This window comes from Maribacter antarcticus DSM 21422, from assembly GCF_000621125.1.
Classification (GTDB): Bacteria; Bacteroidota; Bacteroidia; order Flavobacteriales; family Flavobacteriaceae; genus Maribacter; species Maribacter antarcticus.
The window spans coordinates 1,007,872-1,022,243 of record NZ_KK211214.1 but is presented as its reverse complement, the minus strand read 5'-3'; the positions used below and the strand labels follow the sequence as shown (position 1 = coordinate 1,022,243).

General features: G+C 35.0%; 13 protein-coding genes. All 13 read right to left on the bottom strand.

What is annotated here, in order from left to right:
* Positions 1-901: 901 nt before the first annotated feature.
* Complete coding sequence (locus Q360_RS26075; protein WP_156950207.1) at positions 902-1,156, bottom strand: hypothetical protein; 255 nt, start codon at positions 1,154-1,156, stop codon at positions 902-904.
* Between the two features lie 1,117 nt (positions 1,157-2,273).
* Positions 2,274-2,930, bottom strand: a complete 657-nt coding sequence (locus tag Q360_RS0120955; protein ID WP_027078826.1) for a GntR family transcriptional regulator — start codon at positions 2,928-2,930, stop codon at positions 2,274-2,276.
* A gap of 765 nt (positions 2,931-3,695) precedes the next feature.
* Positions 3,696-4,031 (bottom strand): TolB family protein, encoded by a 336-nt coding sequence (locus tag Q360_RS0120945; RefSeq protein ID WP_027078824.1) that lies wholly within the window; start codon positions 4,029-4,031, stop codon positions 3,696-3,698.
* A gap of 365 nt (positions 4,032-4,396) precedes the next feature.
* Positions 4,397-5,815, bottom strand: a complete 1,419-nt coding sequence (locus tag Q360_RS0120940; protein ID WP_027078823.1) for an amidohydrolase family protein — start codon at positions 5,813-5,815, stop codon at positions 4,397-4,399.
* Between the two features lie 18 nt (positions 5,816-5,833).
* Positions 5,834-6,640, bottom strand: a complete 807-nt coding sequence (locus Q360_RS0120935) for an inositol monophosphatase family protein (RefSeq protein WP_027078822.1) — start codon at positions 6,638-6,640, stop codon at positions 5,834-5,836.
* 21 nt (positions 6,641-6,661) lie between these two features.
* Positions 6,662-7,696 carry a TolB family protein gene (locus Q360_RS24140; RefSeq protein WP_051554846.1) on the bottom strand — a complete coding sequence of 345 codons (1,035 nt, stop codon included), beginning with the start codon at positions 7,694-7,696 and terminating at the stop codon, positions 6,662-6,664.
* Positions 7,697-7,719: 23 nt separating this feature from the next.
* Positions 7,720-9,276, bottom strand: coding sequence for a M20/M25/M40 family metallo-hydrolase (locus Q360_RS24135; RefSeq protein WP_051554845.1), 1,557 nt, complete (start codon positions 9,274-9,276; stop codon positions 7,720-7,722).
* A gap of 29 nt (positions 9,277-9,305) precedes the next feature.
* Positions 9,306-10,235, bottom strand: a complete 930-nt coding sequence (locus Q360_RS24130) for a formylglycine-generating enzyme family protein (protein WP_051554843.1) — start codon at positions 10,233-10,235, stop codon at positions 9,306-9,308.
* Between the two features lie 72 nt (positions 10,236-10,307).
* A complete protein-coding gene (locus Q360_RS26070) occupies positions 10,308-10,478 on the bottom strand; it encodes a TolB family protein (RefSeq protein WP_156950205.1) in 171 nt (56 codons plus the stop codon).
* Between the two features lie 93 nt (positions 10,479-10,571).
* The gene (locus Q360_RS26060; RefSeq protein WP_156950203.1) at positions 10,572-10,709 is read right to left on the bottom strand and encodes a hypothetical protein; all 138 of its coding nucleotides are present in this window, start codon (positions 10,707-10,709) and stop codon (positions 10,572-10,574) included.
* Positions 10,699-11,466 (bottom strand): TolB family protein, encoded by a 768-nt coding sequence (locus Q360_RS24125; protein ID WP_051554841.1) that lies wholly within the window; start codon positions 11,464-11,466, stop codon positions 10,699-10,701. Before Q360_RS24125 ends, Q360_RS26060 begins: the two co-directional genes overlap by 11 nt.
* A gap of 312 nt (positions 11,467-11,778) precedes the next feature.
* Positions 11,779-13,305, bottom strand: a complete 1,527-nt coding sequence (locus Q360_RS24120) for an aldehyde dehydrogenase (NADP(+)) (RefSeq protein ID WP_051554839.1) — start codon at positions 13,303-13,305, stop codon at positions 11,779-11,781.
* Between the two features lie 64 nt (positions 13,306-13,369).
* The gene (locus Q360_RS0120895) at positions 13,370-14,284 is read right to left on the bottom strand and encodes a dihydrodipicolinate synthase family protein (RefSeq protein ID WP_027078821.1); all 915 of its coding nucleotides are present in this window, start codon (positions 14,282-14,284) and stop codon (positions 13,370-13,372) included.
* Positions 14,285-14,372 lie beyond the last annotated feature (88 nt).

The window sequence follows — 14,372 nt, the reverse complement described above, 5'->3', positions numbered from 1 at the left end:
AACTATTTAACAGCTTCCTCCATTATTTTGTTTATTCTTTTATGATTTCCTAACGGACTTTTGAAATAGCCAATTCGTTTTCCTTTAAGTGAACCTGTTTTTAAAAATTGGTATAATCTTTACAGGCTATCCTATAAATATCAAGAGTCTTTTAATTTTGAGGCTATTCATGTACTAAACTAATGGCTGCATCTTTTATAGTTTGCTTCATTGGGCCTCCAATATCTTGGGTAGTCAATATGTGAATAATACCTGTTCTGCTTATTAAGCTAACCTTAGGCCATGCTACTAAACATCTTTTAGACAGTTATTATTGATTACGATGCCCTTTTTTAGTGTTATAAATTTGATCGGGTGTCACTTTTCCTATTTCGGTATGTCTTCTTTTTGTATTTTAAAACTAGATATACTCCTTTACCATTTAATAGAGGTCCTAATCCCCTTTTGGAACATTCTGATATATCTTTTCATAGTTGATGGACTTGCAGAAACGTTCTATATGAATCTTGTCTGGGTCCCTTCCCTTACTATATATTGATATTTGGATAGTATGTTCTTTGAGTACATCAATATAATAGACACAAGTGCTTTGTAATCCCTGATTAGAGTTGTGTATCTGAGGCGCCCCCTATTTGACAATAGTGTCACCAAAGAGTTCTATGCACCACGCTTTGTCGATTCAATTTGAACTACTGTTATTAAGTGTTTTTCTACTGCGTACATAGATTATGGCATCATGTACATAAATCCCCACAAAATTGGAATATAAGTGACACCTATATTCCATAACTAGTCAGGGCGTTCTATTTTCAGGTTCTTTAGCAGATATGGTTGCTTATAGCTATTAGAATACTAGATCGTGGTCCTGGTCTTTCTATAGATGGTCTGCAGGACTATAAGCTTATATAAATGTTTTATCATTTACACGATACCCAAGGTCAAGGTTCAGATAATCGATGTTCCGTTCCGCCGCATAGTAGAGGTCATCCAAAAAGTACAAATCCATTGCCTTGATAAGCCTTAGGTTCAGCAGGCTCTCGCTTCTGAGCCAATAATAAAGACCGTTGCGATGGTTCTTAAGCAACGTGCATTGTTGGATAAGACTTAACCTTGGATAGGACCTTACTCCCTTTTGTTTTCTTTCGGTAGTACTCATTTACCCAAGGCTTTCTTTAAGAAACCGTTGCTGACCTGTAAATGAGCGATTTTATTTTAAAGCGGCCCGGTCCCGGAATCGAAATCTTCTCTTTCAGGTTTGGACCCGAAGGCCAAATCTACATTTTCCAAAAACTCCAGTTCCCAAAATGATATTTGTGTAGGATATAGTTCGAATTTGACTGCGCACTCATGCAGGCTGCTCAACTCCTTTAACGCCACAATAGCCACGTTAACCTAGAACGATTCACTCACTTTTCTTCTTGACTTCTTCATTCTTGACAGGATTAAATCACAACTTAACTTGTTGTCCTAAAATTAGGGAGTATTACAGTTTTGTTGCACCTACTAAAAAAGCATTAAGGTTTTAGACTTAATCATTTTTTAAGAAGCCAATGATATAAATTATTTGCAAGTTCAATGTTTAGGATTAAACAGTTGGCTTTTCTTTATCATTCTAACCACTTCTATTCCTGCTATAGTTCTTTTTGCGGATTCATATTCTTTAAATCCTATACTTAGCATTATACGCCACTTTATCATTCAATGGTCTTGCTCTACTATATTGTTAAAATACTTGCTTTGCCGATTTTTTATATTTGAATAATTTCTCCGATTATATAGTTTTATCGCTGCTGTATTCGTCCCGCTCCTATCAAGTTTTATACGTTCTGGCTTTACATTACTTTCTATGACTTTTATTAAAAACTTTTATGCGGATATGCGTTGTCTTCTTTTGGGTAATAAGAAGTCTACAGTATTCCATAATTTGTCTACAGCGCTATATAAATATCACCCCTAACCTTTTACCTTGCTATAAATTTCATCCATTCTCCATCTTTTTTTAACTGATTTTTTTCGCATTCTGAATTGTTGTCCAGCAAGGGGTGCAAATATGAATACCCAGTGCTGAATAGTAGCATGGTCCACTTTAACACTTATGATAGGTAGGAGTTCTTCAAAATATTTATAGCTAAGACTAATTCTAAGTTTAAAATAGACAGCTTGCAATATGATAGCTTTGAAAACAATTGCCTTTAAACATTTCTTTTGTTGATGATAAATATAAATGTTTAGCTTTTGCAAACGTAGCTCCAACAGAACCAAATCACTATACTTTATAAATCTATCGTAGATCTAGTAAATTCATCTATGTAATCACTGAGTAAATCTGAAGCTATTTCGGCCTTTTTTTGGTTGCCTTCAGCCGTAGCTTTCATTATATTCGCATGCAGCTCAGCGGAACGAACCAAATCGCTAGCTGCCCGGTTCATATACCAAAATCTGCGACAATGAGCATGTGTCGTTTCTGCTACCTGAGATGCGAAATAATTACGTGACGCTATTTGTACAATTTGATCAAACTCTCCATCTAAATGAATGAATCTCAAAGAATCATCTTCTTTAGCGGCCTCAATTATGGCATCAGCCAGCTCATATAATTGTTGATTCTGTTCAGGTATTAACCATTTCGTTGCATTGGCTACTATCAAACGATCTACTACCCGTCGCAGCTTTACTATTTCCAGTTGATCCATAATATTTACCTCAGTAATAATCATTCCACGTCGAGGCAATACAGAAACCAACCTTTCCTGCGTAAGCCTTTGTAGTGCTTCTCTTAGGGGGGTGCGACCAATATCTATTTCCTTACTCAATTTAGCCTCCGAGATTAAACTACCTGGTGCCAATTTAAGAGTGACAATCATTTCTTCAAGAATATAATAGGCCCTATCGGCAAGACTTTTAGGCGATTTAGTTATTTTTTGAATCATTGGTGTTGATAAATTTTTAACGGATTAGATTGTCTGATTATGTTAAGAAACCTGCTCAGTTACTTAGATCTATGTTTACTAAGAGTCTTGACTTACATCTTATCGTCAAAGATAAAGCTTTAACATAGAATTTATTATCGATATATCAGCAATATATCTAGGTAAAATTCATTTATTAGCTTCCATACTATTTATCAACAAATTAAGTGTGTGGAAACAGCTTAGAATTCTCCTGAAATCAGCCCTTAATTTGAAGGGCTATTTTTTAAAAGCATCTTGCTTGGGAGGAGATATTTGTTGGTTGAGAAGGGCAATTATTATAAATAATATGGCCGTTAATAGTGGCGCGAGCAATGTATCCAATCCTGCTAAACGTTCGGGAACAAATAAACCCAATCAAATCCGCAGTGCATCAACGCATACAATTGCAGCTATGGCTGCATGCGTATTCGCTTTTTTTCAATAGATTTCCAATACAAATCGCACGAAACAGCCAGCTAAAACAATATCGAAAGCCAAAATCAAAAGTGTCTAGTCCTGGGCGGGTAGAAGCAAAACCTACTGTCATAATCATAGCGGGGCTAATGAGATTGTGCGACCGGAACCCAAACTCGTTATAACCTTTGCTATTAGTCAAATTTTTCCCTCCAGTACCATCAATGTTTACTACTGTTATATTTGCAGGCAGATTTCCTGGAATGGCATTGGAATCAAAAATAACTTTGTTACGATCTTTAGACCAAGCTGCATATTCATTATATGCATCTATATATTTGTTACTTGAATTGAAGCGTTATCATTGGCATGAATAATAAATATTTGACCACGTCTTAAATATTCGGTTTCTTCTGTCCATTTCGGTTCAGTTTCATATTCTACAACAGCACTTTTTCCATCGGGTGATGAACTTCGTGAACCTCCTAAAAAATCTTCTGGAGATATTAAATTAAGATTTGTGCCATTAGTATTAATTATATAAACCCCACTGGCATTATTTCGTACGGAGACAAACATAATTTCAACATTAGGAGTCCAACGAGGTGCCACGTCAAAATCCAGATTATTGGTTATACGTTGCGTATGACTGCTATCTAGATTCATAAAGTAAATTTCAGGGTTACCATCACAATCTGATTGAAATACTATTTTGTCACCTTTTAGTGACCAAGCTGCGGCTTCATCAAATGAAGGATTATTTGTTAATCTTGTTTACTGAGCACCATTAGTATTCATTGAGTAAATCTCGGCATTTACATCTCTCACGGTTTAAAATACTATTTTTGAATACTCTTTCTCTTTTTTTATAATTATCTGTGATTCGCTCTCTTGTTGTGATTTTTTTTCTTTCCAGGAGAACAGCAACAAAAACATACAAATACTTATTGCTACCATTTTTCTAAATCTTGAAATTTTGATACCCTTATATTTATGATTTAATTATTTAAGCAATTAAACCCACATAAAAACTATTCTTTGGTTTTACCTCGCTGGAAGCCTGCAGCATTTTCCGCTTCTTTTAAAAATCCTTTTTTTAAATCTGTGGTACTAAAATAATCCCAATAAGAAGCTGTGCCACTTGGTTGATTAAGGTCTACGGAAATGCCTTCTTTAAAAACCATCTTTACCTCTCGGATATAAGAAATGTTTTCTAATGGATTTTTAGCAACAATTAGTAAGTCTGCTAATTTCCCTTCTTCAACTGTGCCTAATTTATCCAGTACTCCCAGTAAATCTGCACAATTACGTGTAGCTGCAATAAGTGTATTCATTTCGCTAACTCCAGAAAGTACAAATTGCTCCATTTCCAAAACTCCCATTTCGCCAATAGGCATAGAATCTGAACCTAATACTACTTTTACTCCTACATCTACCGCCTTCTTTAAAGCTCGTCGTTGATGCATTGCATGAGCAGGAGATCGCTCATCGGCATAGTTAATAAGTGTTCTATAATAAGATATTTTTTCGTCTTCTGCATAGCCTAACGTTTTCAATCTATACTCACGCTCTTTTATATATTCATCACTTAAGTTACAGATGATAGTTGGATCATAAAAAGTACCCTTCTTCGCCATTAATTCAATCGTTTCATCGGTAATACCATAACCATGCTCAATACAATCTATCCCTGCTTTTACAGCTCTATAAATATCTGGTTCTCTTGTGTGTGTAGTAACATGTCTTCCTAAACTATGAGCTGTTTCTATAGCGGCCTCTAATTCATCTTGTAACATTTCTACACTAAAAATTTTTATAAGATCAACTCCTTTTTGAACACGTTGTCTTACTAACTTTCTCATTTCTGCCACGCCATCTGCTCCTTTTTCTACATAACCTCTGTGGCCTGCAGTTGGGGAAACAAAATCGCCACTAGCAAAAATTCGAGGTCCCATAAAAAACCCTTGGTCAAAAACAGTTCTCCATTCAACATCTATATAATCGCGTTCTCCTACTGAACGCACACTAGTGAAACCATGACGTAATCCGTCCATTGCATTCAACCCTGCACGAATGGATGCAGAAATTACAGATTCATTAGCTTGAATATTTTTAGGATCTGGTAACAATGCTGCTAAATGAGTATGCATATTCCAAAGACCTGGCACAACATAGGCGCCTTCCAAATCTAATATTTGGGTATTTTTATTGTTACTAACTGCCGTGTACTTTCCTTTTTTGATTTCGGAAATCTTATTTCCATTAAGAATCACGGTCATATCCTTCTGAAGCTCCGCACCTGTGCAGTCAATAATATTACAATTTGTTAATACTGTTTTTTGTAATTCTTGAGCTACTATTTTTCCTGGTAAAAGTGTAAAAAACAATACAGCTATAACTACCGTAGTTCTATTAATTATTTGAGACCTTTTTATTAAATAACATTTCATAATGGCATGATTTAACTTTTAATTTTTTTTTACTTTAGTAGTAATTGAAGCTATACTTTTTAGTGTTTCTTGATGAATGCTTCCATTAGTTGCTAGAATCTCTACAGATTCTGCTACATGATTTTCACCTGTAAATGTTGTAACCTTTCCACCCGCTTCTTTGATTAAGAGTATTCCTGCTGTTAAATCCCAAGGATTCATTTCTAAAGCCCAAAAGCCGTCATATTGACCTGAAGCAACATACGCAAGATCGAGTGTTGCCGTAGCCTTATTCAATACACTTTCTGCTTTCATAATTAAGTGATTGAATAGACCAAGGTTTGTCACCTTTCCTTCACGAATGTTATATGGGAATCTAGTAGAAAGTAGCGCATGTTTCAAGCTAGTAGTCTTTGACACATGAATACGCTTTTGATTTAAAAAAGCTCCATTATTTTTAATAGCTGTAAATAACTCATTAAAAACTGGATTGTAAACAAGTGCTGCTACTGTTACGCCATTAATCATAAGTGCTATGGAAATTGCAAAATGCGGATCGCCGTGCGAAAAATTACCTAGCCCAACAACTGGATCAATAACCCATAATGGTTTATCCTTATAAAAAAATTGATTCTTTGTGTATGCAGAAACGTATTTATAATCTGTAAAGTCAACATTTAGGTCATTAAAAATACAATCATGAACTTTAAGATCTACCTCAGCCATTAGTTTATATCTTTCTTCTGAATTAAGGTTATGGTTTTTTGGTATCAAATCAAGAAGTATAGCACCGGATTTTCTTGCTACAATTACTGCTTTCTCTAAATGTTCTTTATATACTTTCATAAAAATATAGTGTTATAAAATCTAAAATGGAGAACATACAGGGTCCAAATTTCCGTTTGGAAATTCTCTTTCACCATTAGGTTGTCCACCTTTATAATTTGTTAGTTTAATTACATTAGAACCATTGGAATTCATTCTGTATAACTCTGGATGACCACCTCTATACGATTCAAATACAATATGTTTTTTGTCTTTAGACATTGATGGGTTTGTATCTGAATTTGGGCTGTTGGTCAATCTTTTTTTATCAGAACCATCACGATTCATAATATAGATTTCATAATTACCATTATGAGGTTCACCAACAATGTCTGTAGAGTATAAAATCTGTTTACTGTCTGGAGACCATGAAGGCACCTCATCTAAAGCTCTTGTAAAAGTTAGCCGTTGCATGTTTGAACCATCAACAGCATTAATTAAATAAATTTCTGGATCATCTCTATCTCTATCAGATTCAAAGGCGATTTGTAAGCCGTCTGGTGACCAAGAAATAAAATTATTGGCGCTTGCAGAATGTGTTTCTACTGCAAAAGTTAATCGTGTTGGGTTTAAGCCCCAAGTTTCTCCACCTTCTATGTTTCTGCGTAAAATCTCACTACTTCTGTTACCAAAACGACTCGTATTAAAAGCAATCATAGAACCATCTGGTGACCACTCAGGCGAGTTGTCTTCTCCCTCACTATCAGTAATTCGCTTTATATTACTACCATCAACATCCATAATATAAATTTCTGGATTACCATCCCTATCAGAACTAAATACTATTTTTTCACCATCTGGAGACCATGTAGCATCACCATCATAATTAGCGTTATTAGTAATTCGTTTTTGATCAGAACCATCGATATTCATGGTGTAAATTTCTGCGTTACCGTCACGTGTGCTCGTAAACAGAATTTTAGAATTTGAAGCTGTTTCAATTTCAGTTATTTCCGTTTTAACATCGGCTATTACCGTAGTTTGTTTTTCTTCCTTTGCGTCAATACAACTAACTAACAAACTGCCAATTAAAGCTAATGTAAAAGCTTTGCTGATTAATAGAGTTTTTGAATACATAATTATTAATTTTGTTATTTAGGTCATTTTCTTGGTAACATTTCGTCGCGCATAGCGGCATGGTAAATAAACCCAGCCACGATAGCAGCGTTGCGTTTCATAGAATCTTCCTTTACCAAATCTGACATGTCTGTGCTTACATGCAATTGATGGCTGAAATAGTAAAGCGGATCGTATATCCATTCGAAAGCTGGAATACCTAAAGCATCAAACCCTAAATGGTCTGTACAACATGCATTTTGAATGGTAGTTGTATTTGCTCCATATTCATGAAATGGCTTTAAATAAGCATCAAAAATGGGGCGAATTTTTGTGTTTCCTTGTGCAAAAATACCACGCAAATCATGTCCGTTTTGATCCATATTGAAATACACCGATATTTTTGATTGTTGTTCTTTGGTAGTTCCTTTTAAAATATCTCCAACATATTTTTTTAGATACCCCAAAGACCCTTTAAGACCTTCTTCTTCACCATCCCAAAGTGCAATACGAATTGTTCTTCTTGGCTTTATACCAATAGCTTTTAAAATACGAACCGCTTCCATAATAGTTGCAGAGCCTGCACCGTTATCAGCAGCACCCGTGCCACCAACCTTAGAATCGAAATGCGCACCAACCATAACAATTTCATCTTTTAAAGCTGGGTCTTCACCTTTAAAATCTGCCAAAATATTTACATGATATTTGGCTTCGGTATTAAATTTTGTTTTTAAATGTAGCTTTAATTTTGGCGTATACCCTTTTTCTATAAGCCTTAATAACCTTGAATGCTGATCTTTAGCAATAGAAAAATGAGCAACTGGTTTTATATCTCCAATGGCATTATACGGTAAGGTGTTTGCACTTACAATACCTAAACCATGGCGGCTGGCTGTAACTACTGCTTCAACTCCTTGTTCAATTAAAAACTTATGAATAATATCATCTTCACTTTCACCACCTTCTTCCGAACGTCTTTTTAACATTTCAGCAAATGGAGGAATACCGCTATTATCTAAGCCTTCATGGTCATTTGCTAAAGTGCTTTTTGAAGCTTTTTCTAACTGTGCATCAGAAAATAGTTTAAAATCAACATCTTTAACATCTTCGTTTTCAGGTGATAATATGATTTTCCCTTTTAATTTTCCTATATATTTTTTTAGTTCATCAATATCATTAGGATTAATTAACACTATTTCACTTTCAATCACTCCACTAGTACTACCGCTCCATATATACGGTAAAGCGTTAATGGTCATAAAAGAAGGGGCTGTCATTTGTACTGAATAAGATTCATAGTGCCAACCTCTTAAGTTATTTTCATAATCATCTAGTTTAGCATCTAAACCCCATTTTTGCATACGGTTTTTTGCCCATTTGGCTGCTTCATAATATTGCGGTGAACCCGTAATACGAGGTCCATGTACATCGGCAATGTAATTTAGATTATCTAGTGCTTTAGAATTCTCCTGAGCTTCCTTTTTAATTTTATTAACGACCTCTTGATTGACTTTTTCTTTAGTTTCTTCTTGTGCTATTGCACAGGAATTAAAAATTAACCCTGTAAAAGCTAAAACAAGTATTTTTTTATAGTTATTCATAGTTCCTTTGTTAATAATTGATTGAAAATTCACTCTGCATCTTTAACACATCGAAAACCAGTATCTGTATAACTATTAGATTGTATATCACTAGTACGTCTTGAAGCACGCATCATTCCTGGTCTGCCGTCCCATGAATTTCCACGCATTACTCTTCGCTCATTAGGTTCGTTATTAATAGGATTTTTTTTAGGGCTTTTACTATAGTAATTTTCATCAAAGTAGTCGGCGCACCATTCCCAAGCATTCCCAGCCATATCATACAGGCCAAAAGAATTGGGTGCAAAGGAACCTACTGGAGAAGCCATTGTGTAACCATCATCATAGCTTTCAAAATGTGGCCATTCTACAAGTTTTATATAATTTTCATCAGAGATATTGGCTACTACTTCCTTCCCCAATAAATCATTTCCCCAAGCATATTTATATCCTTTTTCTCCGCCTCTTGCTGCATATTCCCATTCCGCTTCTGTTGGCAAACGCTTTCCTATCCAATTGGAATACGCATTGGCATCATTCCAACTTAAATGTGTTACGGGTTGTTTTTTTTCTTCTTCGGTATGTTGGTTTCCGCTTCCGTCAAATCTCCAATTAATCCCTTCTGTTTTCACAAAATCTTTCCCATCATATATAATACTACCTCCATTTTTTTCAGCATCTGTAACGTAATTTGTGGCATCTACAAATTTCCCATAATCATCTAAAGTAATTTCGTGGGTATCCATATAAAATGCATCCAATTCTACTTCATGGACAGGTTTTTCCATATCTTGGCCAGAACTATCGCCCATCGTAAATACACCTGCAGGAATAAAAACCATATTAAGAGGTTTAGACTTTTTATTATGATTTGTATGTTCTTCATTTATACTCTTCGTTTCGGCATTATTTTTACAAGTCACAGTTAAAAACAAAACAGCTAAAATCGATATCTTTAAAAAATTCTTAAATAGTTTCATTATATTATATATTTATTAATACTGCGTCCAACAAGCACCAGAGTTTTCTATTTCTTTATTAGTTAATATTAATTACTTTTTTTCTGTACCGTTTATATTCATTGTAAATATTTCAAAATTGCCGTCTTTCATAGAATCATAGGCAATCTTCTTTCCATCGCCAGACCAAGCTGGTGAACCATTAGGCGGTGTTGCATCGGTTAATACTTTTTTATTAGTTCCGTCTGTATTTACAGTTAACACTGCTAAACCGTCATTTATATATGATTGAAATACTACCTGTTTACCATTTGGTGATACAAAAGGGTTTTCATCATTATCTTTATAATCTGTAATTTAGGTTTGATTAGAACCATCGGCATTCATCATATAAATAACATAATTTAATCGGACTTCTTCTCCTTCTTCAGTACCTACTGGTGGTTTTAATCCTCTATTGGTTTGAAACGTCATTTTACTACCATCAGAATTCATTGTATAAAGCCCTCCTTTTTTTTGTTCCCGAAAATAGAATTTTCGAACCATCTGGGGCGTGATTAATAAAACTACAAAACCCTTTATCTGTTACTTTCTTTAAATCTAAACCATCAGTATTTATACTATAGATACCGCCACCATCTTTACTAGAATCAAAAAATATTTTTGACCCATCTGCCGACCATGTTGGGTAGCCTTGGTAAGAATCCAAATTTGTTGATGGTTTATGGTCAGACCCGCCTGCATTCATTAAATAGATTTGCCTGTTTTTTCCTTTACCTGATTCTGTTGCAATAAATTTGCCGTCAGTTGAAAAATATGGGACTTCATCTGGGAAATGGTTATCTGTTAGTTGCGTTTGATTTGACTCATCCGCATCCATAACATAAATCTCTTGTACCCCATCTCTCCGTGAGACAAAGGTGATTTTTAAACTGTCGGGTGACCAAGAGGAAGATAATTCATCGGCTTGGGTATCTGTTAATCTTTGTTGATTAGATTCGTCAGGGTTAATCGTATGTATATCAAAATTTCCAGCGCTATTGGATTCAAATACAATCTTCGAACCCTCTGGCGAAAAAACAGGATAAGAGTCTTCTGCTTTTTCATTTGTAGTTAAGCGTTTTAAATCAGCCCCATCAAATCGCATGGTATAAACCTCAGGATTACCGTCTCGTTCAGACCAAAATGAAATCATTGGGCTTTCGGGGGAACTACTTGAAACTTCTTTTGCTGCTTTTTCTTTTTTCTTCATCGCAACCTAATTACAGGGAAACAGCACTGAAAAACTTAGTATTATAACCGGAAATCTTGTCTTTTGAATTTTCATTTTCAGTTCTTTTTAATTCGTTTTACCTAATGTGCATGTTAAAAAATTTCATCTAAAAAAAATCCCCGCATACCAAATCAATCATTATGATTAAGGTATACGGGGATTCCCGTAGGTAAATAACATACTTATTTTTCCAATATCTTCCTTATGTTAAAAAATAAGCGTTCGCCTTTAAATTTAAGCGAATATGTAATTTGAAATTACTCTAATCAAAATATATTCATCTGTTTTAAATCAACCCTTAAGCCCGTCAGGCAATAATTCTTTAGGCCAATCTTGATAGCTAAATGGCCGTATCCATCTTTTAATGGCTCCTAAGCCTACCGAAGTAAATCGAGAGTCAGAAGAAGCTGGATAAGGTCCACCATGTGTCATCGCTCCTGTAACTTCTACACCAGTCGGCACACCATTAAAAATAATTCTACCCACTCTACTTTGAAGTGCATCTATTATCCCATCAAGATTTTTAATATCACTTTCTTCAGCGATAATCGTTCCCGTTAATTGTCCTTCTAAACTATTGATTACATGAATTAACTCAGCTTCATCCTTACTTTTAACCACCATTGCAAACGGACCGAACACTTCGGTATGCATTTTAGGATTAGTTAAAAAGTCTTTCCCAGAAACTGTATTAATTTGAGAAGGCGCAAAATTCGTATCTACATCGCCATCAACACGACCAACAACTGATACACCTTCTTGACTTGATACAAGATTTCCGTTCGCTACAAAACTACTTTTGATACTTGGATTTAACATACATTGTGCGTCAATGGCAACTGTTTTTGCAGCCAAATCAGCTACAAATGCTTGTGTTTTATCGCTGTCTACAGTTAACATCAAACCCGGCTTAGTACAAAATTGCCCAGAGCCTAATGTAATCGAACCTGCATAAGTTGTAGCTATTTCTTCAGCTCTAGCTACAATCGCATTTGGTGTTATTACAACAGGATTAATACTTCCCATTTCAGCAAAAACTGGAATTGGTTCAGTTCGTTGATTTCCTATATCAAATAAGGCTCTACCTCCAGAAATACTTCCTGTAAATCCAACCGCTTTAATCTTATGATGTTTTACCAATGCTTGCCCAACAGTTCTACCTCTACCTGTAATATTAGAGAATACGCCATTTGGCATTCCTGTTTTTCCTGCAGCCTTTATAATTGCAGAAGCAACTAATTCTCCTATACCAGAATGCATAGCATGCGATTTAACAATAACAGGACAACCTGCTGCTAATGCACTTGCTGTATCACCTCCTGCCGTTGAAAATGCTAATGGAAAATTACTAGCTGCAAAAACAACAACTGGACCTAAAGGAATTGATGTTCTTCTGATATCTGACTTTGGCATTGGTTGTCTTTCAGGAATGGCTTCGTCAATTACATTAAGTCTCCAATCTTCTGTTTCAATCATGTTGGCAAAAGATTGTAATTGAGACATAGTTCTACCGCGCTCACCCGTTGCTCTTCCTTCTGGCAAACCAGACTCTGAACAATACATTTTTAATAAGTCATCACCAAGGGCAAGAATTTCATCTGCAATTGCATTTAAAAAGGTTGCTCTTTCTTTACCTGTTTTATTTTTATATATTTTAAAAGCGTCAGAAGCTAATGCAATAGCCTCTTCAAGTTCTTCAGATGTTGCTTCAACAAAAGCAGTTGTATTCTCAATATTTAATTTTGGATTAACTGTTTTATGAGTTTTACTACCATTTCCCGATAATTTGTTTCCTATGTAATTTTTCCCTGTAATCATTTTATCCTTTTTAATTCTTAAACATCACTATTTGGAAAATATTAATATTTACAAAAGACCATTCTTATAAATTCTTATAATCTGGCAACGTAGGTCTATGTTTTAAACCTTCAGAAATTATATTTAATATACGTTTACGCTCCTCTCCAATTAAAGGTAAACGAGGTTCACGCACATTTTCTGTGCCTATACCTGTAGCTACTTCCGCTAGTTTAATATTTTGTACAAGTTTAGCTGTAATATCAAGCTCTAATATTGGTAAAAACCAACGGTAAATTAAAATTGCTTCTTCTATCCTTCCCACTTTTTGTAATTTGTAAATAGCTACTGTTTCTTCTGGAAATGCACATACTAATCCTGCAACCCATCCATCAGCTCCCATTTGCAAACCTTCTAAAGCTAAAGTATCAACGCCTCCAAATATTTTAATACGATCTCCAAATCGAGATTTCATTCTAGAAATATTAGATAAATCACGTGTAGATTCTTTAACAGCTTGGATATTTTCACATTCAATCAATTCTTCGAACATATCAATAGTTACTTCAATACCATAATCAACAGGATTATTATAAATCATGATAGGTAATGTCGTACTATTGGCTACTTTTTTAAAGTAAGTTACCGTCTCCCTGTCATCTGCCTTATAACGCATTGGAGGCAACATCATTAATCCAGATGCACCGTCTTCTTTAGCCCTACGTGCAGCTTCAATTGCTTTAACAGTAGTCTGCTCTGCCACATTCATTATGACAGGAAGCTTCCCGTTAACCAACTCAACAGTTTTTCGCACCAATATGCTTTTCTCGTCATCTGTAAGTGTGCTTGCTTCTCCTAAAGTACCGCCAAGAATAATTCCAGTAACTCCAGCATCCATCTGCGCCTTTATGTTAACTTCAAAATTGACTAAGTCTAATTGATCATCATCTGTAAATTTGGTAGTAACTGCTGGCATAACGCCTTTCCAATGAATACTCATAATAATTATAGTTTTAAAATGTAAATGTACTTAATAGTAGGCCACCATAGTAATGGGTATTTATCCATTTTTAGTACTATATTAATCA